The sequence below is a fragment of the Pseudomonas sp. BLCC-B112 genome, assembly GCF_028550695.1.
GTDB lineage: Bacteria > Pseudomonadota > Gammaproteobacteria > Pseudomonadales > Pseudomonadaceae > Aquipseudomonas > Aquipseudomonas danubii.
The window spans coordinates 103,708-125,539 of record NZ_JAQQGK010000014.1 but is presented as its reverse complement, the minus strand read 5'-3'; the positions used below and the strand labels follow the sequence as shown (position 1 = coordinate 125,539).

The window sequence follows — 21,832 nt, the reverse complement described above, 5'->3', positions numbered from 1 at the left end:
GACGCAAAGATCCTGCGGGCGCCACAGGTTCGGCTGAAGATCGTCAAGCAAGGCCCTGCGGGCCTTTTCGCAGCTTCGCCGTGGCTCAGCAGCGGCTACACATGACAAAGCCGGGAGCACCGTGACAAAAACAACAAACGGCGCGGTCCCTGTAGCCGCTGCCGAAGGCTGCGCACGGCCCGTAGGGACGCAACGATCTTTAAGACGACACAGGTTCGGCTGGAGATCGTCAAGCAAGGCCCTGCGGGCCTTTTCGCAGCTTCGCCAGGGCTCAGCAGCGGCTACAGGTAGATACAAACCCACAGGGGGTCAGGCGCGGTAGTCGGGGGCGATGCGCTCCAGCAGGCGCAGCAACGCTGCCCAGGCCAGTTGCATGGCGTCCGGGTCGTTGAGTTCACCTTCCTGCAGCGGCCGCCCCGGGTCGTTGAACTGGCGCTCGGTGTGGGCACAGACCGCGTCAGGCGGCAGGACGATCTCCCCTGCTGCCTGGGCCGCCAGCTGAATCTCGCAGGCTTTCTCCAGGTAGTACATGCGCAAAAACGCCTGGCTCACGGTTTCACCCACGGTGAGCAAGCCGTGGTTGCGCAGCATCAGCACGCTCTTGTCGCCCAAATCAGCCACCAGCCGTTGCTGCTCGCCCAGGTCCAGGGCCACGCCTTCGTAATCGTGGTAGGCCACGCGGCCATAGAACTCCATGGAAATCTGGTTCACCGGCAGCAAGCCGCATTTGAGCGCCGCCACCGCGCAACCGGCCTTGGTGTGGGTGTGCAGCACGCATTGGGCGTCTTCGCGGGCGCCATGAATCGCGCTGTGAATCACGAAACCCGCCGGGTTCACCGGGTACGGCGACGGCTCAACGGCTTCGCCGTTAAGGTCGATTTTCACCAGGTTGGAGGCGGTGATTTCCTCGAACATCAGGCCGTAGGGGTTGATCAGGAAGTGATGCTCGGGCCCGGGCAGGCGCACCGAGATGTGGGTGAAGATCAGGTCGGTCATGCGAAAGTGCGCGATCAACCGGTAGCAGGCCGCCAGCTCTTCGCGCAGGCGCTGTTCCGTGGCGCTGCGCTCGGTCAGGGCGTGGGGGCTGGGAGCGATATTGTTCATTGTTGGAGTCCTCCAGGCGGGTGGGCGGGCAAACGGGGTCGGTAAAAAGAGCCGGCAAACAATAGGACCGGACGCCCGCAGGCGTCCAGCCCGTTGCGCTTACTTGCTGGCCCAGGCGTTGAAGCGCTCTTCCAGCTCCTCGCCATGATCCACCCAGAACTCCACGTTCATCGCCAGGGCGTCCTTGAGGTTCTGTTCCGAGGTCGGCACCCACTGCGCCAGGGCCGGGTCGAGCTTGGCCGCGGCCAGGGTGTTGGTCGGGCCATAGGGGATCTGCTTGACGTAGTCGACCTGGACCTCGGGGCGGTTGGCGAAGGCGATGAAACGCTTGGCCTGATCCACGTGTTTCGAGCCCTTGATGATCGCCCAGTAGTCCATGCCGTACAGGCTGCCGGGCCAGACCACCGCCTGGGAGGCGCCGCCCTGGGCCGCCACGGCGATACGCCCGCTGTAGCTGGAGGTCATCACCACATCACCGGCGGCCAGCCACTGCCCCGGCTGGGCGCCGGCTTCCCACCACTGGATGTAGGGCTTGAGGTCGGTCAGCTTGGCGAAGGCCCGTTCCACCCCTTGGTGCGTGGCCAGGACCTTGTACACGTCCTCGACCTTGACCCCGTCGGCCATCAGGGCGAATTCCAGGTTGTACACCGCGCGCTTGCGCAGGCCGCGCTTGCCGGGGAACTGCTTGACGTCCCAGAAATCCGCCCAGGACGCCGGGGCCTTGGCCAGCTTGTTGCGGTCGTAGGCAATGGCCACGCTCCACACCAGCACCGCCGAGCCGCAGGGCTGGGCGGCGTCGGCAATCAGCTGGTCGGCGCGGCCCAGGGCCTTCCAGTCCAGGGGTTCGTACATGCCTTCGTCGCAGCCGCGCATCAGGTCCGGGCCTTCGATCTGCACCAGGTCCCAATCGACGTTGCCGGTGTCGACCATGACCTTGATCCGGGCCATTTCGCCGTTGTATTCGCTCTGGATCAGCTTGCTGCCATCGGCCTTGCTGAAGGGTTGGAACAACGCCACATCCTGGGCTTTTTGTCCGGCTCCGCCGTACGCCACGACCACCATGTCGGGGGCTGCCTGGGCCTTGTTGTGAATCAGCGGCTGGCCCAGGGTCAGACCCAAGGCCAGGCTCAGGGCCAGGAAAGAACAACCGTGCTTGCGGGTGAGCGCTTTCATCTGTGAATCCTCGTCGCGGTGCCACACCGGCAGGCGCCGGCACAGCCCTTTTTTATTGTTGTGAGGTTCGCGCCAAAAGCGGGCGCAGGTCGAAGCTACTGCAAGCCTTAGTAAAAAAACAAGTTGATTTTTTACTGGAGGTAAATTTTGATAGACCAACAATAACAACGCCAAGGCTGTGCTCCCCTGCCCTTGGCCCGCCTGGAGTCACCGCAATGACCAGCGCCTTCCCGCACCTGTTCGCACCCTTGCAGATCCGTGGCAAACGCCTGAAGAACCGCATCATGTCCAGCGGCCACGACACCTCGATGCCCACCGACAACCTGGTCAACGAACAGCTGATTGCCTACCACCGCGCCCGGGCCGAAGGCGGCGTGGGCCTGATCGTGCTGCAGGTGGCCGGGGTCCACGACAGTGCGCGCTACACCAGCCACGTGCTGATGGCCACCGACGACGCCTGCATCGACGGCTACCGGCGCCTGGCCGAAACCTGCCACGCCCACGGCACGGTGGTGCTGTCGCAGATCTTCCACCCGGGGCGGGAAATCATGGAGTCCGCCGACGGCCTGCTGGCCGTGGCCTACGCCCCTTCGGCGGTGCCCAACGAACGCTTCCGGGTCATGCCCCGGGCCCTGGACCAGGACATGATCGACGAGATCATCCAGGGCTACGCCGACGCCGCCCGGCGCCTGCATCAGGCCGGGCTGGACGGCGTGGAACTGGTGGCCAGCCACGGCTACCTGCCGGCGCAGTTCATCAACCCACGGGTCAACCGCCGCACCGATGGCTACAACGGCGAACTGGAACAGCGCCTGCGCTTTATCCGGGAAATCCTCGGCGCCATGCGCGCCAGCACCGATGCCGAGTTCATCATCGGCCTGCGCATTTCCGCCGATGAGCGCGACCCCGAAGGCCTCACCGAAGACGAATCCCTGGCCGCCGTGCAATTGCTGCAAGGGCAACTGGACTACGTGCACATCGTCGCCGGCACCTCCGCCTCCCTCGGCGGCGCCGTGCACATCGTCCCGCCCATGGCGGTGGAAGCGGCTTATCTCGCCCGGGAAGCCGGCACCTTCAAGGCCGGGCTGTCGATCCCGCTGTTCGTCACCGGGCGCATCAACCAGCCCCAGGAAGCCGAGGCGATCATCGCCAAGGGCCAGGCCGATGTGTGCGGCATGACCCGCGCGCTGATCTGCGACCCGCAAATGCCCAACAAGAGCGACAGCGGCCACGCCGAAGACGTACGCGCCTGCATCGCCTGCAATCAGGCGTGCATCGGCCACTTCCACAAGGGCCTGCCGATCTCCTGCATCCAGCACCCGGAAACCGGTCGCGAACTGCTCTACGGCCAGCCCAAGCCCAGCGCCCGCGGCAAACGCATCCTGGTGGTGGGCGGCGGCCCGGCCGGGATGAAAGCCGCTGCGGTGGCCGCCCAACGCGGCCACCGCGTGACCCTCTACGAAGCCAGCGCGCAACTGGGCGGCCAGATCCAACTGGCACAACTGCTGCCCCGGCGCAGCGAGTTCGGCGGCGCCAGCACCAACCTGCAACGGGAAATGCAACTGGCCGGTATCGAAGTGGTACGTAACACCCGGGTCGACCGCACCCTGATCGAGCGCGAAAACCCCGACCACGTGATCATCGCCACCGGCGCCCAACCCTACTGGCCGAACTTCGAACGCGGCGGCGACCTGCAAGTGGTGGACGCCTGGCAAGTACTGCGCGACGAAGTGCAACTGGGCCGCAGCGTCGTGGTGGCCGACTGGCGCTGCGACTGGATCGGCCCTGGCATCGCCGAGCGGCTGGTGCGCGCCGGGCACCAAGTGCAACTGGCGGTCAACGGCACCCACTGCGGCGAAAGCCTGCCGCTGTACGTGCGCGACCAGATGGCCGGCGAACTGCACAAACTGGCGATCCCGATCATCCCCTACGCCCGCCTCTACGGCTGCGACGACAGCACCGTGTACCTGCAACACACCGCCAGCGGCGAACCCATGCTCCTGGAAAACGTCGATAGCCTGGTCCTGTGCCAAGGCCACCAATCCGTGGACGACCTCGGCCAGCAACTCAAAGGCCTGGTGCCCTTCCAACGCATCGGCGACTGCTTGGCACCGCGCACCGTGGAAGAAGCCATCCACGAAGGCTTGAAAGTCGCCTGGGCGCTTTGAGGCTGCTTTATACTCCAGGCCTTTTGCAGGACGGGTGCCCGGACGCGCCCGTTCACCTGGTCCGGAGCCCGCCATGAACCCCAGCAGCAAGACGCCGCCCGCGAGCCGCCCTCCCGCACCGGAGCCCGGCACCGACAACCAAGCCCCTGGCGGCCCGCAGTTTCTTGGCACCCGCATCCGCGGCCTGCGCAAACGCCGCGGCCTGACCCTGAGCGAACTGGCGCAACAGAGCGAACTCACCGCCGGCTACATCAGCCAACTGGAACGCAACCTCGCCTACCCCTCCATCCCCGCCCTGTTCAACATCGCCCGCAGCCTGGGCGTGACCATCCAATGGTTCTTCGCCAGCGAAACCCAGACCGCACCCGAGGATCAGGGGTACGTGGTGCGCAAGAAACAGCGGCTGCAGGTGAATTATGAGAACGGGATTATCGATCAGCTGCTGACCCCGCAACCGACCCGGCAGCTGGAGTTTTTGCACTCGCGGTTTCCGCCGGGGACGTACAGCAAGGAGAGTTATAGCCATGAGGGAGAAGAAGCCGGGTATGTGCTGTCGGGGAGCTTTGAGCTGTGGGTGGGGGAACGGTATTTTCAGCTGAGTGAGGGGGATAGCTTTAGTTTCTCCAGCCAGGAACCGCATAAGTATGGAAATCCTGGGGAGGAGGATGCGGTGGTGTTGTGGGTGATTACGCCGCCGACGTTTTGAGAGGGTGTTGAGTGGGGTTAACCGAACGGCTGCTACCAGCCAGCAGCGGATTTACTGCCAATCGATTTTTCGAGCTTTGCGCTAAAAAGCTTAAGGCAACATGCGTGATATCTTATTTTTTAAGTCGTCAAACTCTTCAGGAAAATTTTTATAAACAATACCGCAGACCAGTATTAAACAACGTTCAGGATCTAGATTTACTTGCTCACCCACTTCGACAAATTCTTCATGCTTACCTGCCTGTAATGCGTATTCGACGATTTCGGTAGCGCGCTGAGGTTCAACGCCTAGCTCAACTCCTAGTTCGTGCGGGATTTCGCTACACTTTTGCAAAAGCCAGGCTTCTGGCCATGTGTCGCCAGGAAGATAACCTGTGCGCGCAAGCAACCAATTATTAATATCAACATCTTTCCTCTCTGCCATGTTTTTGGCGTGCTCGATATTCTTCGCCTGCAATTTTTTCTGATCAGCATCATATATAGCTAATATATTTGCACTCTCATCTCTCAAAAAATTTGCTGCTAACTGGCGAGCTACTGCAGCGGCGGAGCCTATCCGAGTGATATTTATTCGACTGCGTACGCCTCCATTTAAAATTGTTTCAATTATAACTTTTGCAACTGGATCCTCAACAAATATCTCAAGTTCTTTCTCACCAATAGCTCCCATTTTTGAGAACGCAAATTCCGCTGATATACCGGGAGTTATTTTTGTCTTAAGCCCGGCTCTTTCAATAAAAAACCTGGCATCATCAGGCAAACATTGAAATATTTGCTTTGAGTGCGTGGTGCATATAACTTGAGTCCCCGTACTCATACATACTTCTTTAAGACGCTCCATAAACAACCTTTGAGCTCTTGCATGTAGACCAAGCTCAATTTCATCAAGAACCAACAAAGCTCCCTCGCCAGAAGCATATATGGTAGAAAAAATATCAAAAAGCGCGTTTTCACCTGCGCCCATATTGAAGCCAGAGTAAACTACATCACCAACCTTAACAATCGGAAGACCGTATTTTCTGTACTCTAACTGTCGATAATCATCGTAACGTTTACCAAGGATATAACCAACAGCGTCTTTAACCTGCTGCTCCCAGCCGTGAACTCTCAAATCTTTAAAGGCTCGCGAATAAGATCTTGATTGACTGCGTTCAGCGTGAGGGACAATTCGTTCAATACCCAAAAAAACTACCGTCCGTTTTACTCTAATGTCATAGTCGTTCCATTTCCCACCTGCCTTTTTCTTTCTTACTTGGGACGCGATCCCATCAGGCGCACTTTTCCAATTATTGTGAGCAAAGCTATACCAGATCTCTACTCCAGGAGGAGCAATTTCCTCCGAGTGCTGCACAAAAAAATCAGAAAAAGTGTAATAGCTCCTACTTCGCTTTGGAAGTTTAAAACCATCCAGCTTGTTATGATAAGCACAAGCGGCGAGCGCCAGCATAGTTGACTTCCCGGACCCATTAACTCCGGCAAACGCAGTTATCGGGTAGTCGAAATTCACCTTGAATGACGTCAGCCCGCGAATGCCGCCCGTTGAGATTTGAATACTCCGAAGTAAGGCTTTGGTATTATCCTTGCAGAACCAATTTCGTAATTTCTTATCTAAATTACTTTCCCTGTACTTCATTGGTTCTCCCCACAATTAATTAACACCGACTGAAGGACTGCATGGCCATTTGCTATTCCTAGCACAATTTTTGGAGACTTTCGAGCCGGCGATGAAACTTTTCCATCACGTAAATGGGGAGGCTATGGTAACTCCCCTGTTCAAGACAGCCGACGGGCGGCGCCAGCCACTCCTTACCATCAACAGGTTGAACTAATAGGTGAACGGAGCCCCGGCGCTGAGTCAATTTAATGCTAGATACGCCTTAAATTTTTCTGTAGAAACGACAAAGGCTAGGATCTTCCCTTGCGATCGGCCACGCACAGTTCTTTGCAGAAAACTTGAGGACAAGCTTTAACCGGTTTGTCCCCTCGTCCCTCGACCATCCACCGCCCACTAATGGCAGGCTAGCGACGGCCGGCCTCGACCGTCGCTATACATATTCAAACCTCAGTCGTTCCGCCATCTCCAGGGCGTCATCAACTTTAATTCCCAGATATCGAACGGTGCTCTCCAGCTTCGTATGGCCAATAGCACTTGAACTGCTCGCAGATTCTGCCTCCTGCGATAGATCAACGATGCCTTCGTACACCTCATTGTGTGAGTGCCATACATAGCTAGATCTAGGCCAACGGCCTCCACCCAGCCTTTGACAATCCGAGCATATTGACGTGTGGATAGATGGTCTGAGGTATGCAGTTGGCTCGAAAAAAGGCAGTCCTCGCTGCGGACTTGGGCCTGACATATCCAGGCCGCGATAGCAAACCGTGTTTGTTCGGTGATCTCAAACTGCACTGGCCGCTGCGTCTTCTGACGCATCACCAAAACTCTTGGTGATTCGTGCTCGCCATGGGCGAGGTCACACACGCACGGCCAACTCAACATACCTGAGCAGCAGAAGGCTGTTTTATAGATAGATGCAAGTCACCTTTACCAACCCCACTTGAGGCGATCATATAATGAAACTAATTTTTTAAAATATGAGGCATAGGGGTGGCTTTCAAATTTATCTTCGTTGGCGACCAAAAAATCTCTGAGTTGATCTAGGTTGATCTGATCCTCAGGCAGGAAGGGGATTAATGTTGCAGCACTTTCAGGCGGGCAGCCTTTGATTATTTCTTCCATGGTCTGCCCTTGGCGTTTAGTGAAGGCAGACTTGAAGGTTTTTAGACGTAAATTTTCACGATTATATTTGGCCCACTTGTTTAGCTTGAGCTCACTAGCTTTATAGCTCTCCTCATTAGTGATCCCTATTTCTCTCAGATACTTGTAAACAGGAACATAAGGAGTGTTCCGCCCAGCCCGCGGAATTGTTGAATGGAGAATCTGTGCAGGGTCATAGTTACGATCTTCGAATAGTGCATCATGGATCAAATCCCGCACTTCAGGTGCATCATAGCCAACCTTGGCGATTTCGCTTGGTTCGCCTGCGGCTAGCCCGACACCAACGATAAACTCAACATCTTCTTTGTTCTCAATTTCATCTATACCTACAACGCATAGCTTCTTTTCTGGCTCAAGAGAGCGAACCAATTCGTAGAGTTGCTCTTTGCAGTAGCGGAGAACTCGTGCGGGGATCTTTCTTCGAGTTGCTGAAAGTGCTTTATAAACTTCGGTAAAATCGTCTGTCTTGACAAGAATCAGAGGAATTTGAACCTTATCTATTGTGAGGTACGTATCCGATACACCAAGGCTCTCGCCGTTTTTAGGGCGTTGGACGAAAATTAAATTGCTACGTAGTTGCTCAATTTGGTCCTCGCCGATACAAAGAGAAATAGCACGTAACAAGCCTGTTATATTAGGATCGGATAGTGAGTAGCCCAAGAAAATTACAGGATGCTCCACAAATACGGTGATCAGTTTAGCGGCAAGGTAAGCGTTGCGTTCATTAAAGGTGGTGTAATCGTCAGACGTAAGTACGAGTGATTGTGGCTCAGTGGCACACCCATGAATCTTATAGATTTCGCATATTTCCTGGGGATTGGAGAACAGCAATTCATTTTGCCCAATAAAAACCTTGTAGTCTGGAAAGAGCTCCTCTAAAAAAAGATCCCAATTCGTGGTTATGATACCGTCGACATTTAGGCTTGATAATAGTTCTACCTCCTCCCTGTAGCCGTCATTGAGTGCTGCGCTAGGGTCTAGCTTAGCTAGGTAGTTACAGATTTCAATTCGCAATGCAGAACTACTGTCTTTTATCTTGTCTTTATTCAGGCTGACACTTTCTGAATAAGTTGGCGAACCCCACCAGTAATTATGAAAATCGTTTGCTAGAATTTTGGCAGCGACAGGCGTATTGCCATCGGCACTTCCTCGATAAAATTCATATGGTTTCCCCATTTCACAAAATCGGGATAGAAGGCCTTCCCAGCTTTCCAGTCCAATATACCGGCGAGAAAAACCTGAGCCGATGAAAAGAAATGCTCCAGCAGCTCGGTCTTTTAGAATTTGGGTAAGATGGTGCTCGATCGTCATGTGGGGTTAGCCTCGTATCCTTTAACGGATGTAGTCCATTTCTACCGAAAGCGTAGTCAATAGGAGAATTTAATCCGAAATGAGCTTCGCTGGATATGCCCTAGCGTGCTTCGATTACCGCAATGTGTAGCTGTAGCTAGCGGCTCGTGGCGAAGGGCAGCTTTGGATCAAAAACACCCTCTCAAGTAACAGAGACACCGCTTATCAAGCAGCGATAAGCGGTGTCTCTCTCAACTTCATGCGATGCTGCCCTAACTCAGAGCCCCTCCCTCAGCCCCTCTTCCCCCCCCAACCCCAAACACACATCATCAATCACCGCCTTACCCATCTCCGCCAAAAAGTGCGAGGCCCAAGCATAGCGTTCCCCCTGCTCTTCCATAGCGGCATCAAGTGCAAGTTTCTTGGCGTAGTACAGCAAAGTAGAGGCGTACTCCAACGCAAGCTCCAAAGGCACGTCAGCATTCACGCGAAACAGCTCTAGTTCAGGATCGGCACAACTGCCAAAGGTGACGAAACCCAGTGTCTTGACTGATGCTGAACTGCTCATCGGACACCTCCTACAACAGCCAGAAGACGGGTACTACGAAGGGAATGTCCACACAGATTACGGGCGTACATGATTGAAACTCCCATATCAGTAATGAGAGCTGCCACCTTCGTTCTCAGGCGAGTGGGTGGCAGCTGTGCGCGGGCTGAGAAACCGGAGATACAGGAACCCGGCAGACCCGAAGGTCTCCCACGCACAGCCGCCATAACACGAACAGACGGGCACAAAAATGCGCCTGCATTCATGGACGGGCGCTTGTGCGCCTGCATCTTACCGGGTTCTCAGGCCCGGTCGCTGATTTTGCAGCGACCGCAGCAGACTAGGCGGTCTGCTCACGCTGGGGCAACCGCTAAACCGTAGCCGGTTATGTCGCTCGGATTAGCGAGCCGTTATGCTCTCCCCCTCCCCGGATAAGGACATCTGCCCCCTCATGATCGACCGCGAACAACTCCATCAAAACGGTTACCTGTTGCTGCGTCAGGCGGTGCCCGCCGACTGGCTGGATGAGCTGCGGGCCACGTTCGAGGCGGGGGTGATTGAGCCGGAGCAATGGCCGGTGCCTCGGGGGCTGGACTGGCGGCATGCGCTGGTGGATCTGGATGCACGGGTGCAGGCGGTGTGTCGCTTGCCGGCGCTGTTGGCGGTGGCCGGGGAGTTGATCGGGGAAGGCTTTTTTCTGGCGCAGGTGGAGGGCCGCGAGCCGTTGGCGGGGGGCGGTCATCAGGTATTGCACCGGGATCTGTCGGAGCAGCGCCTCGGTGATCGGGTCACGGCGCTGGTCTATCTCGATGACTATGGGCCGGCCAATGGCGCGACGCGTATCGTGCCCGGCAGTCATCGCCCCGGGGAGCAGTTGGCGCCCTTTGATTTCAGTGATGAATCCCGTGTGGTGCAGCTATCCGGTGCTGCGGGGGACATTCTGCTGTTCGATGCTGATCTGGTGCACGGGGCCTGCCGCAACCCCAGTGGCGCGCGCCGGCGTTCGCTGCTGATCAGTTATTGTGCCGAGTCGCTGTACGCCAGCCAGCAGCAAACCGCGAGCCTGCGCAATGTTCAGATGGACACCCGCGAGCGCTTCGATCCCAAGGATTTTGCCCTCGTGGGCTGAGGGCTGCCCCCTTTCTTATGAACTCTGGATGATCAGGGCCCCGGCCATCAGGTCTTCGTCATCAATGCCTTGCTTCAATAACAGATAGCCGGTTCCGCCGACCAAGATGCCCTTGTGCCCTGGAGCGGCCCTGTTCAGCCGGGAGTTGTTGATCTGCAGCACATAGTTCAAGCCTGGGCGGGTCTCTTGATCCTGAATCCAGGCGGGTATTCCGGCGATCTTGGCCAGGCCGTTTTCGTCGCTGTCCTGCCCCGGATTTTCAACCACTTCGATTCGCCGCGCCGGGGTGATGGGCTGTCCGTAACCATCCACCTGTCGCGCCGCGGGTCTGTAGGCCAGCACCTTGCCGCCCTCTTGCATGGCTTGGTCGATGTAGGTATCGCTGACGATCGAGTAAGGCGTAAACAGCGAAACCACCAGTTCGTCATTCAATTGCATGCCTGCGACGTATCGATTGATAAAGCTGGCCGGCAGACTGGCGAGGTGCAGCAAAGGGGCGCCCATCGAGTCAGTGGGCCAAGGGATGGACTCAGGCAGGTAGGGGTTGCCGCCGAGGTAGGCGGAGTCCTGATCGGGGTCTTCGTGCAAAAACACTAGTTCGTTAAACAGGGGCTGTTCCTCTCAGGTGTGCCGTTGCCCAGGTGGTTGCGTGGGCACTGGTCTTGGGGCTGCTTTAGTCCGCAAGGCGGCTGGCCAAACGTTGCAGTGCCTGGGCCAGTTCCAGGGCCTGTTCTGCCGTCAGTTCCACCGGGTCGTTGTGTGGGCTGATGGCCTTGAGATGAATGGCACTGCCCTGCTCTATCCATAGGCGCACGTCGCCGTCGCTGCTCTCGAAATAATCCGTTGTGCGGTCAATCGGCATGCTCATTAACCTTGTACGTGGGCGCTGGCCAGTTCCAGCAGCCGAGTGAAGCTGGCGATGGCGAAATACAGGTCATCGCGGGTGTCGCCGTCCCAGTCTTCGACGGCTTCCCTGTCTGCCTTGAGTGAGGCGATGCGGGTTTTGATCTCGGCGATTTCCGCCGCGCCGCACTGGGTGGCGATGGCCTCCCAGCGTTCCTGGGGAATGTTTTGCTGGACCGACAGCCCGGCTCGGGCTTGGGCGATCAGTGCGGTGAGTTGGCTCATGGGGTATTCGTCCTGAAGAAGCGGCCTGTCGATCAGGCGGATCGCGGCAGGAATGTGCAGAGGCGCGGCATGTGCGTCAAGCAATTCCAGCAATCTTGTGTTGTTGAATCTGAGCGATCACGCCTGCTTGAGCTGTCACCGAAAAGGCTCCAACTGCCTTTCACTACATATTTTTCGGAGCCACCATTGAGCCTGTGCAACATTCCGATGGACACCAGCGACCAAGCAACCTCATTCGACTCAATCGCTGGTAATCGGACCAATCGACAGCAAAGAACTAAGCACTGTGAGCGCTGATCACTTTATCTGGCTCAAGCCTATATAAAGAACTCAAAAGTTGAACTAAACCAATTTCCTGCATGTAACTGTAGAACTGGTTGCTGGCGTCTCCCCCCTAGGGTGCCAACAACGTGACACGTCGCTTCGCACTCCCAGTAGCGCCCCGACATCCTGACCTGGATAAACTCGGCGTGCTCACATCCGGGCACTGCACATTTGGCTCATTTCCCGCATCCAGGAACAAGTTCGAGCCTCTACTCAGCGTGATCAGGGGCACTTCAACTTTACGGTGCGTATTAGGAGCTTCACGCTTCTGGTGCATCCATTGCGGACTACTCGTCTAATTGCGGGGCTGATGCGATAGAACTCGTCATTTTAGGTATTGAGTACCCAGCATATGGCGAATTTTTTTCCTGAGCATTTCGAACGCTACGAGCGCCAGTTTGATATTTGAGCGTGCATCAGGAAATAGGAGTACTGAACGAAGTAAGTGTGCCGCAGGTGAGTGCGGCACGCCCCCCCTTATTCATGCCCATCAAACGGGGTTATTTAACTCTGCTAATAAATTCGCCGCTGGATTGTTCGTAAAATCCCATACTTGAACGGGCAAGAGTTGAATTGCGTTACCGTTCGTGGTGATGCTGTCATGATTGTTTGAACTCTGAACGTTATGTCCGTTGAAGTACTGAGTCAGCCTGCTACAAATCTGTTCTGCGCCCAAGCCTGGGCTAAATCCTCCCCAAGTGAACCCTACTGCAATGATGTTGCTGAGTGGAAAGTACGCGGCGAGCACAGGGTTTAGCGACGCGTTCACTTTGGCCTCGGTGTATGGGCCAGCAAAACCAACAGAAAAGTGAGCGCATCGCTTTGTTACGACGCCATTCGGGTCGTTTTGATAGATAACAATTAGTCCGACGCAAGGGTCGCAGCCGCGTGTTCTGATCTCGTTCGCTCCATCACATTCAAGCAGCTCACCCACATTTACAGTTATAGGCATGAGGTTTCATCCTAGAAGGTTGTGAGGCTCAGAATCTAGTTTTGTTATGTAAACATGTCTGCATGGAAAGATTGCCGGGGCAAACTGAACCGGCGTCGTTGATAGTTCAGTTTTTTTGAATGTGATTGGAGGTGAGATATTTTTTCACGATCAGTCGCGTCGAACGGATATGTCCGAACGTTCATCTTAGAAGCCCCTCGCACTGCGCAGGGCACCTGTTTAATTAGGTGATGCGGACTCGGGCATAGTTCTGATTTTTTGATTACTGGATATAGCTCGCCCTGTAAATAACGCCCTGAAAGCTTGTGCAGGATCTTCCGTTGTTTTTTGCATTGTAAAGATTTTTATCAGACTCTGACAAAATGGCGTCAATGCTTTTGTCAGTGGAAATATTGGCCAGTCCTGCGCTAAAGGAATAGTTTATGCTGTTGTCTGATTTTACTGATTCGAGAATTAAGTTTATCAAGCGTATTACCGCCGTCAGGTCGACTGAATTTATGATCAAGCCGAATTCCTCGCCGCCGAGTCGTCCAAAAAAAATAATATCAGCGTATTTTTCCAGTTTTCTTGTGAAGTCTATTAAAACTTTGTCTCCTGTATCGTGGCCGTAAAGGTCATTGATGCGTTTGAAAAAGTCTATGTCGATCATGACGAACCATAGGCATTTTTTATGTGCTGCTGATTTTTCAGCGCTAAGAAAATTCATCAGCGCTCGTCGGTTTTTAGCTCCGGTTAACGGGTCTGTTTCGGACAAGGTGCGAAAGTCCTCCGCAAACTTTATTAGCTTTATTAGAGAGGTGGTTACCATGATATTCAGGCAGGCACCAATCGAAGTGGAGGCTAATATGTAAATGGCGCAAAGATTGTAGTGGTGAGGATCGATTTCTAAAAAGCTCACGTCCCACATTACAACCCAAACCAGTATTATGGAAATCGCGTAATCGATGAATTTTATGAAAAAAACACTCATGCCTGTAATGATGAGTGCAGTTACCAAAATCCCCCACATGGCTTTATTTTGCTCCATCCTAGAGACTTCTTCGGAATAGAGTAGCGATAAAAAAAGTACGTAAAAAACTCCACTTATTCGCCAAGTGGCGGTGTTGCTGGTTATATAGGCCATGCTGGATGAGAAAATGGCTAGCGATATATATACCAATATCGCGTAGTTTAGTTGCTTTTCAATGAACGGATTCAAGTACCAACTTGCTGCCCAGGCGATGAGGCCTACTGCGTGCACGATTCGCGCCGGAACGTATACTATGTTTCTTATCTTTTCGGTGTTTGGCATCTATACGTGTCCTTGTTGGTATAAACTTGGCTTCTTCAGTATCGCTCATAAAGCTATGTACGCCTGTCTATCCCTCCAAGGCGAGTCTTTAAGGGAGTAGCATATTTTAATATTAGTCAATATTGTTTTTTTGTGCAAACTGCAACATGGGTATTTTCAAGTTCTTGTCCGGATCTAGAAGAAAGCGTCGAGTTAAGCAGGGAAGAATAAAGTAGTCGAAGGTAAAGGGGTGTCGGCGGTGTGCGAAAAAGCGTGAGACCCAAGTTATTAGGCAAGGCTTTATCTATTTAAATAATTATTAAGTTATATGGTTTTGTATTTGAGCTGAAGTGACGATGTCGTATCGCTGGGTTCGGTAACTGCAACAGAAGGCTTGTTCAGTGGAATGTGTCGGTAGGTGAAAGTGCATTGTTTGATGCGCACCAATGGCCTGCCTTCGGCCTGGAAGCGCAAGTTTGCGGATGCGACCTGTAACAAGCATGATCTGCCGGTTGCCGAGAATGTGTTGAACCGTCAATTCGTACCCGAGATTGTCAAAGGCCTGGCTGGCATTGCCTACATCCGACGCCCTAGCGGTTGGCTATAGCTGGGCTTGTGAATACGCAAGATCATGGCTGCTCCATGGCTGTGAACATGCCTGCCGAGCTGGTGTGCAGTGCAATGCAGTCGGCTACGGCTCAACGCCAACCGCCACCTGATCTGATCTGGACCGAAAGCTCGGCTCGGGCTTGGGCAATCAATGCAGTGAGTTGGCTCATGGGGCTGGGGCCTGATGAGGCGTGAGGTGTACCGGCGGCCTTGCCGGGCAAGCCGGTCGCGGTGCGTGCGTTACGCCTTGGCGCCGAGGCGGCGGATGGTAACCCACTCGCGGGTGGCACGGCGTGGGTTGTGCACCAAGGTTTTTTATCCCGCCTGTTGCCTTGGGTGCTTGGCAGCGCCGCATGGGTCGGCTTCAATAACCGCCCCTTTTCATGTTCAGGAGCTAGAAGGATGCAGCTTTATTACCGTTGGGCGGCCGCGTGGGTCATGGCGTGGGTACTGGGAACCGGGCTGGCGCAGGCCGAGGAACGACCACAGGTGGCGGACAAGATCCTGGCCTACACCGGGCCGCACGGGGTGAAGGTCTGGACCTTGCGCATTGGTGAGCGCAGCGCCCATCAGGCGTTGGTGCAGGTGGAAGACGCCGACCACGACTGGAACATGCGCATTCAGAAAATGAACGTGGAGCAAACCGACCGCGACACCCGTTACTTCACTCAGGTGGACGGGCAGAAGTTCGTGGTGCTGCTGCTTCAGGAAGGCTATGGCGAGCTGCATCTGCCGGGTGAGGCCAAGCCGCTGAAGGTGGGCTATGACAGCAACCTGTCCAGCTATGGCGATGCCCAGGCGTTTCTCAATGAGTACCTCAAGGCCAAGTAGAGCGTCGGGCGGGCGCTGCAGGTGCGGTGCTCGTTGATCTGCAGCGCTCGTGCCGCGAGCGCTCTGCAACAACGCCTCCCTAGGGAGGCGTTGTCGTTTTACCCGGCCTAAAACCTCCTCAGCGCAGATCGAACCGATCCAGGTTCATCACCTTGTCCCAGGCGGCGACAAAGTCCTTCACGAACTTCTCCCCCGCATCCGCCGCCGCATACACCTCGGCCAGGGCCCGCAGTTGCGAGTTGGAACCCAGTAGCAGGTCGACCCGGGTGCCGCTCCATTTGTATTGCCCCGTGGCGCGGTCGCTGCCCTCGTACAGGTCGCGGGCCTCGGACTGGGGTTTCCATTGGGTGCCCATGTCCAGCAGGTTGACGAAGAAGTCGTTGCTCAGGGTGCCCGGGCGCGCGGTGAACACGCCGTGGGGCAATTGCCCGACGTTGGCCCCCAGCACCCGCAGGCCGCCCAGCAGCACGGTCAGTTGCGGGGCGGTCAGGGTCAGCAGTTGCGCTCTGTCCACCAGCAGGGCTTCGGCGGTGACGCCGGAAACCGGCTTGAGGTAGTTGCGGAAGCCATCGGCCACCGGTTCCAGCACGGCGAAGGATTCGACGTCGGTCTGTTCCTGGCTGGCGTCCATGCGCCCCGGGGCGAAGGGCACGCTGATGCTGTAGCCGGCATTTTTCGCCGCCAGTTCCACCGCCGCGCAGCCGCCAAGGACGATCAGGTCCGCCAGGGATACGCGCTTGCCAGTGCTTTGCGCGCTGTTGAAGGCGCTCTGCACCGCTTCCAGGCTGCGCAGCGCCTGGGCCAGTTGCTGCGGTTGGTTGACCTCCCAGTCTTTCTGCGGGGCCAGGCGAATCCGTGCGCCGTTGGCGCCGCCGCGCTTGTCCGAGCCGCGGAAGGTGGAAGCCGAGGCCCAGGCGGTGGACACCAGTTGCGCAACCGACAGGCCGGAGTTGAGGATCTGGCCCTTGAGCTGCTGGATGTCCTGGGCGTCGATCAGCGGGTGGTTCAGCGCCGGAATCGGGTCTTGCCAGATCAGTTCCTCGGCCGGCACTTCCGGGCCCAGGTAGCGGGCGCGCGGGCCCATGTCGCGGTGGGTGAGTTTGAACCAGGCCCGGGAGAAGGCTTCGGCCAGTTGCTCGGGGTGCTGGTGGAAGCGCCGGGAGATGGCCTCGTAGGCCGGGTCGAAGCGCAGCGACAAGTCGGTGGTGAGCATCGACGGCGTGCGGCGTTTATTCGGGTCGTGGGGGTCGGGCACGCTGTCGGCCCCGGCGCCGGCTTTGGGCCGCCATTGGTGGGCGCCGGCGGGGCTGGTGGTCAGTTCCCATTCGAAGCCGAACAGGTGGTCGAAGAAGTCGTTGCTCCAGCGGGTCGGGGTGCTGGTCCAGATCACTTCCAGGCCGCTGGTGATGGCGTCGCCACCGACGCCTGTGCCGAAGCTGCTTTTCCAGCCCAGGCCCTGTTCTTCCAAACCGGCGGCTTCCGGTTCCGGGCCGACGTGGGTCGCGGGGCCGGCGCCGTGGGTCTTGCCGAAGGTGTGGCCGCCGGCGATCAGGGCCACGGTTTCTTCATCGTCCATGGCCATGCGGGCGAAGGTTTCGCGGATGTCCCGGGCCGCCGCCAGCGGATCGGGGTTGCCGTTGGGGCCTTCCGGGTTGACGTAGATCAGGCCCATTTGCACCGCCCCCAGGGGGTTCTCCAGCTCGCGGTCGCCGCTGTAGCGCTGGTCGCCGAGCCAGGTGGTTTCGCTGCCCCAGTAGACGTGGTCTTCCGGCTCCCAGACGTCCTGGCGGCCACCGGCAAAGCCGAAGGTCTTGAAGCCCATGGATTCCAGGGCGACGTTGCCGGTGAGGATGATCAGGTCGGCCCAGGAAATCTTGCGCCCGTACTTCTGCTTGATCGGCCAGATCAGCCGCCGCGCCTTGTCCAGGCTGACGTTGTCCGGCCAGCTGTTGAGCGGGGCGAAGCGCTGCTGCCCGCCCCCGGCGCCGCCACGGCCATCGGCGATGCGGTAGGTGCCGGCGCTGTGCCAGGCCATGCGGATGAACAGCGGGCCGTAGTGGCCGAAGTCCGCCGGCCACCAGGGTTGGGAGTCGGTCATCAAGGCCAGCAGGTCGCGCTTCACCGCGGCCAGATCCAGGGTCTTGAATTCGGCGGCGTAGTCGAAGTCCTCGGCCATGGGGTCGGACAGGTGCGAGTGCTGGTGGAGGATATTCAGGTTCAGTTGGCCGGGCCACCAGTCACGGTTGCTGGTGCCTTGGCCGGCGGTGTGTTTGAACGGGCACTTGGATTCGTTGGACATGGGTCACTCCTTCGGTCATCGGAAACCTGCCGCTCGACGTTGGCCCCGGGTTGGACAACCGTGTGAACAGCGTAGTGAAGGACAAGCGAAGGTAAAAATAGCTTCGCTTGATGACCCTGGCAGAAAAAAACCATGACAGGTGTCAGGCTCGCAGCGGGCGCCCTGCCCCCTGGAGCCTGTTCACCCTCTGGCGAGCGATGCTCAGGCTTGTTTAACGCCCCATGAACTCAGCGCAGCAGATCGTCAACAGCGGCTTAGCCCTAGGCGTTCAGGCGACGCTGGGTGTCGATGTCGATCTGCTGGCGCAGGGCCTGGAACAACGGGCTGGCATCGGTGTAGCGGCGACCGTAATCGAGGTTGAAGCGGTAGTCGAAGTCCGCCGGGTTCTGGCCCTGGGTGTGTTGCAGCAGGGTTTCCAGCTTGTCCAACGCCTTGACCGTGCGCGCCTCGGCGCTGGCGGCGCCTTCGTATTCATCCCACAGGTCCAGCAGACGTTGGCGGGCCGGGGCGTCCAGGGATCGGGCGAGAAATTGCAGGTCGTCGCGCTCCTGCTGGCTCTTGTGTGGGTGGCCAGCCTGGGCCACCGCCGGGATGTCGCCGTGAATGGCCTCCCCCAGGTCGTGGACGATGCACAGTTTCAGCACCCGCAGCAGGTCCAGTTCGCCCAGTTGGTCTTCGAACAGCAACGCCATCAGGCACAGGCGCCAGCTGTGTTCGGCGGTGCTTTCCTGGCGGCCGCTGGAGGTGTGGGCGCTGCGCAGCACGTCCTTGAGTTTTTCCGCTTCACGGAGGAATTCAAGGCGGCCGCTGAGAAGTTCGGGGGTCATGAGCAAGCCTGCAGAAAGTGAAAAAAGCCCGCGCCGTTGGGCAGCGAGCGATGGCTTACCAGACTAGTCAGCGGCCGGAGCCCGGTCCACGGATAAAATATGCGTGGCGTGCCTCGACAGGCGCTTCAGAGGGTTTCCACCAGCCGCACGGCGTTGCCGTCGGAGAGGTTGAGGCGGGTCCAGCGGCACTGGCTGGGGGCGATGGGCACGATGGCCGAATGGTTGTGGCCGCTGAAGAATTCCACGGACGACGGCGCCAGCACTTCGCGCCAGCCCAGGTCATCCAGGGCGGCTTCCTTGCGGGTGATTTCCTCGGTGCAAAAGCCCCACAGGGACTGGCCCAGCAGCTCACTCAAGGGCACGCCGAACTGCCCGGCGCGGATCGCTGAACAGGCCAGCAGGCGGTGGGTCAGGTCGCACACCAAGTGCACGGCGCGCGGGCTGTCGTTCACCAGCCGCGCCAGGGCCTGATCGGCGGCGGCGCTGAGGTTGGCTGCCAGCAGTCGCTCCAGGCGCGCACGCTCTGTCGGCTCCATGGCCTGCTGGCCGTTTTCCCAACGGGAAATGCTCGACTGCGCCACGCCGAACAGCTCGGCGGCGTGCTGCTGCTTGACCCGGTGCAACAGGCGCCAGCGCCTGAGGGCCAAGCCCAGATGGGGTGAGGTGAACAGAGCTACGGACATGGCCTGGGCGATGCGAGTAAAGGGGCCGGCAGTTTCGCAGCCTCGGCCCACGGCGGGCAACTTGCGCCGACCAATGCAATTGGTCCGGCCCGCCACAAGTTGCTGGACAGTGCAGTAAAAGCCCCGAAAAATCAGCACCTTTGCCCCGCCCTCCAAGGGCCGGGCGTCTGTGCCAAGGAGTTCGGCCCAATGCTCAATGTCCTGTTTGTCTGCAGCCAGAACAAGCTGCGCAGCCCCACCGCCGAGCAACTGTTCGCCGACTGGCCGGGGATCGAAACCGCTTCGGCGGGGCTCAATCACGATGCCGAAGTGCCCCTGGGCCCGGAGCTGGTGCAATGGGCCGGGCTGATTGTGGTGATGGAAACCCGGCACCGGGAAAAACTGCGCAAGCGCTTCAAGGCGCAACTGCGCGAGCAGCAGATTGTGTGCCTGAACATTCCCGATGATTACGACTTCATGGACCCGGAGTTGATCCAGTTGTTGCGGCAGAAGGTGCCGCCGTTTCTTCCCGATGGCGGCGAGGGTCGCTGATATGCCCCTGATCTTCAGGGCCCCGCCTGAGCTGCGGGTGGAGCTGCGCAAGCCCCCATGGGTTTGCGAGATCGCTGGCGAGCCTGCGGCTCGTTCGCAGCCTTCGGCAGCGGCTACATGAAGCGGATGCGGGGTGGGGTCATGCGCGGTGTGCGGCGCCAAGGGCGGCGGTCAGTTCGGGCGAGGCGTTGTACAGCGGTGTGCTGCCCTGCAACAGGATCTGCGCGCTGCGCCGGTAGGCGGCGCCGTCGATCAGTAGCTCCCCGGCCACCTGTCGGGCATTGATCAGGGTCTCCAGCACCCCGGCGGGATTTTCAATCGCCAGCGGGTACTCGCCCGGGTCCTCGCCTAGCACCGGCGCCCGCGCCAACAAGGCATGGGCCACGGTGCCCTCGGCCAGGCAGGCCGCCGCCAGGCAGCAGCCACCGGACACCGCAAGGGACGGGTGGGCGTTCTGCGGGGTGAAGTAGCGGGTGGCGATATCCCCGCCTTCTCGCGCCGGGCTGACGATGCAGATCTTCGGGATGGTTTCGCTGCGCCGCAGGTCGTCGGCGCTCATCAAACGGCCGTCGCGCTGGCGCAGGCCCATGCGCAACCCGCCCAGCACCATCAGTTCCAGCAGACGCGCCTTGAACTGCGGGTCGGCGTCGAGTTCGGCCGGGGTTTCCTCGCCGGTCTGGCCCAGGTCCGCTGCGCGCAGGATGACCATGGGCACCGCCACATCGATGCAGGTGGCGGCGATGCCGTCCAGCAGGTCGACCCGTTGCCCGGTGGGAAACAGCGCGCCGGTCTTGGCCCCCACCGGCTTGTCGAGAAACAGGTCGACACCGGGAAACACCCCGTTGACCCCGGGAATCCGCGTGTCGCTGAGCAGGCGTCCGTCGCTAAAACCCAGGCGTGCATACATCGTGGTCTGGGTGTTGCTGTTGTAGATCTCGATCTGCCCACCGCCCTCCCCGGGCTGCAGCCAGCCGCGTTGCAGGGCGTACAACGGCAGGGCCGCGGACATGTTGCCGCAGTTGACGCTCCAGTCGATGGCGCTCTTGCCCGCCGCCAGTTGCGCCAGGGTGCTGATCATCCGTGTCTCGCCGGGGCGGCGCTCGACGATGAACACCTTGTTGCTGGTGGGCCCGCCGCGCCCCAGGCCGGTGATCTGGGTGTTGCCCGGCCACTCGCCCTGCAGCGGCACGCCCATCAGGTGGCGCAGCAGTTCTTCCACCAGGGCTTCGTCCCGGGGCAGCGCTTCGCGGCCCAGGATCAGCCCGGTGGAGGTGCCGCCACGGGCGTGGCACACGGGGAACTCAGGGATAGCAGCAGGCTTTTGCAGATCGGGCATGGCGGGCGCCTCCACGGTGGGCGAAAAGAGCAGCCCCTGGTCGCGCGGGCAACGGGCGGCAGCGCAGCATGATAAACCCTGGCGGCCGATCCCGGGGCGGCGGCATGGCGAGCCGCGGTCGCCTGATACAGCGCTTGCTCGCGCAGCCCG

19 protein-coding genes and 1 pseudogene are annotated in these 21,832 nt (G+C 58.3%); 5 read left to right on the top strand and 15 right to left on the bottom strand.

Annotation, left to right across the window (positions count from 1 at the left end; genetic code table 11):
• Window positions 1–309: 309 nt before the first annotated feature.
• Window positions 310–1,104: a class II aldolase/adducin family protein gene (locus tag PQT43_RS28845; RefSeq protein ID WP_102879683.1), complete on the bottom strand. Its 795-nt coding sequence runs from the start codon at window positions 1,102–1,104 to the stop codon at window positions 310–312.
• A 99-nt stretch (window positions 1,105–1,203) separates the two neighbouring features.
• Window positions 1,204–2,277, bottom strand: a complete 1,074-nt coding sequence (locus PQT43_RS28840; RefSeq protein ID WP_272755346.1) for an ABC transporter substrate-binding protein — start codon at window positions 2,275–2,277, stop codon at window positions 1,204–1,206.
• Between the two features lie 215 nt (window positions 2,278–2,492).
• Here PQT43_RS28840 and PQT43_RS28835 point away from each other — a divergent pair, with 215 nt between their 5' ends.
• Entirely contained in the window at window positions 2,493–4,445 is a 1,953-nt protein-coding gene (locus tag PQT43_RS28835; RefSeq protein ID WP_272755345.1) for an oxidoreductase, read from the top strand.
• 73 nt (window positions 4,446–4,518) lie between these two features.
• Complete coding sequence (locus PQT43_RS28830; RefSeq protein WP_123393902.1) at window positions 4,519–5,151, top strand: cupin domain-containing protein; 633 nt, start codon at window positions 4,519–4,521, stop codon at window positions 5,149–5,151.
• Window positions 5,152–5,241: 90 nt separating this feature from the next.
• Here the strand turns inward: PQT43_RS28830 and PQT43_RS28825 are convergent, their stop codons facing one another.
• From PQT43_RS28825 to PQT43_RS28810, 4 genes and pseudogenes are all read right to left on the bottom strand, one after another.
• Complete coding sequence (locus PQT43_RS28825; RefSeq protein WP_272755344.1) at window positions 5,242–6,783, bottom strand: AAA family ATPase; 1,542 nt, start codon at window positions 6,781–6,783, stop codon at window positions 5,242–5,244.
• Window positions 6,784–7,195: 412 nt separating this feature from the next.
• Window positions 7,196–7,629: pseudogene (locus PQT43_RS28820) on the bottom strand (tyrosine-type recombinase/integrase); the annotation flags it as partial.
• Window positions 7,630–7,692: 63 nt separating this feature from the next.
• Complete coding sequence (locus PQT43_RS28815) at window positions 7,693–9,237, bottom strand: SIR2 family protein (RefSeq protein ID WP_272755342.1); 1,545 nt, start codon at window positions 9,235–9,237, stop codon at window positions 7,693–7,695.
• Window positions 9,238–9,493: 256 nt separating this feature from the next.
• Complete coding sequence (locus PQT43_RS28810) at window positions 9,494–9,784, bottom strand: DUF3077 domain-containing protein (RefSeq protein ID WP_272755341.1); 291 nt, start codon at window positions 9,782–9,784, stop codon at window positions 9,494–9,496.
• A gap of 430 nt (window positions 9,785–10,214) precedes the next feature.
• Here PQT43_RS28810 and PQT43_RS28805 point away from each other — a divergent pair, with 430 nt between their 5' ends.
• A complete protein-coding gene (locus PQT43_RS28805; RefSeq protein WP_272755350.1) occupies window positions 10,215–10,892 on the top strand; it encodes a phytanoyl-CoA dioxygenase family protein in 678 nt (225 codons plus the stop codon).
• 15 nt (window positions 10,893–10,907) lie between these two features.
• Here the strand turns inward: PQT43_RS28805 and PQT43_RS28800 are convergent, their stop codons facing one another.
• The 5 genes from PQT43_RS28800 to PQT43_RS28780 all read right to left on the bottom strand — a co-directional run bounded on the left by PQT43_RS28800 (window position 10,908) and on the right by PQT43_RS28780 (window position 14,587).
• Window positions 10,908–11,480, bottom strand: coding sequence for a hypothetical protein (locus tag PQT43_RS28800; RefSeq protein WP_272755340.1), 573 nt, complete (start codon window positions 11,478–11,480; stop codon window positions 10,908–10,910).
• 85 nt (window positions 11,481–11,565) lie between these two features.
• Window positions 11,566–11,754, bottom strand: a complete 189-nt coding sequence (locus PQT43_RS28795; RefSeq protein WP_253278692.1) for a DUF6360 family protein — start codon at window positions 11,752–11,754, stop codon at window positions 11,566–11,568.
• Window positions 11,755–11,759: 5 nt separating this feature from the next.
• Window positions 11,760–12,020, bottom strand: a complete 261-nt coding sequence (locus tag PQT43_RS28790; protein ID WP_272755336.1) for a hypothetical protein — start codon at window positions 12,018–12,020, stop codon at window positions 11,760–11,762.
• An 814-nt stretch (window positions 12,021–12,834) separates the two neighbouring features.
• Window positions 12,835–13,296: a hypothetical protein gene (locus PQT43_RS28785; protein WP_272755335.1), complete on the bottom strand. Its 462-nt coding sequence runs from the start codon at window positions 13,294–13,296 to the stop codon at window positions 12,835–12,837.
• Between the two features lie 262 nt (window positions 13,297–13,558).
• Complete coding sequence (locus PQT43_RS28780; protein WP_272755333.1) at window positions 13,559–14,587, bottom strand: GGDEF domain-containing protein; 1,029 nt, start codon at window positions 14,585–14,587, stop codon at window positions 13,559–13,561.
• A gap of 990 nt (window positions 14,588–15,577) precedes the next feature.
• Here PQT43_RS28780 and PQT43_RS28775 point away from each other — a divergent pair.
• Window positions 15,578–16,006, top strand: coding sequence for a hypothetical protein (locus PQT43_RS28775; protein WP_272755331.1), 429 nt, complete (start codon window positions 15,578–15,580; stop codon window positions 16,004–16,006).
• A gap of 118 nt (window positions 16,007–16,124) precedes the next feature.
• Here the strand turns inward: PQT43_RS28775 and katG are convergent, their stop codons facing one another.
• The 3 genes from katG to PQT43_RS28760 form a co-directional block, all read right to left on the bottom strand.
• Window positions 16,125–18,305 (bottom strand): catalase/peroxidase HPI, encoded by a 2,181-nt coding sequence (gene katG, locus PQT43_RS28770; RefSeq protein WP_272755330.1) that lies wholly within the window; start codon window positions 18,303–18,305, stop codon window positions 16,125–16,127.
• A 260-nt stretch (window positions 18,306–18,565) separates the two neighbouring features.
• Window positions 18,566–19,132, bottom strand: coding sequence for an HD domain-containing protein (locus tag PQT43_RS28765; protein ID WP_272755329.1), 567 nt, complete (start codon window positions 19,130–19,132; stop codon window positions 18,566–18,568).
• 125 nt (window positions 19,133–19,257) lie between these two features.
• Window positions 19,258–19,815, bottom strand: a complete 558-nt coding sequence (locus tag PQT43_RS28760) for a helix-turn-helix domain-containing protein (RefSeq protein ID WP_272755327.1) — start codon at window positions 19,813–19,815, stop codon at window positions 19,258–19,260.
• A gap of 189 nt (window positions 19,816–20,004) precedes the next feature.
• On the opposite strand from PQT43_RS28760, the gene PQT43_RS28755 reads away from it, so the two are divergent.
• Window positions 20,005–20,346, top strand: a complete 342-nt coding sequence (locus PQT43_RS28755) for a low molecular weight protein tyrosine phosphatase family protein (protein ID WP_110653544.1) — start codon at window positions 20,005–20,007, stop codon at window positions 20,344–20,346.
• A 139-nt stretch (window positions 20,347–20,485) separates the two neighbouring features.
• Here the strand turns inward: PQT43_RS28755 and PQT43_RS28750 are convergent, their stop codons facing one another.
• Window positions 20,486–21,682 carry a PrpF domain-containing protein gene (locus PQT43_RS28750; protein WP_272755325.1) on the bottom strand — a complete coding sequence of 399 codons (1,197 nt, stop codon included), beginning with the start codon at window positions 21,680–21,682 and terminating at the stop codon, window positions 20,486–20,488.
• Window positions 21,683–21,832 lie beyond the last annotated feature (150 nt).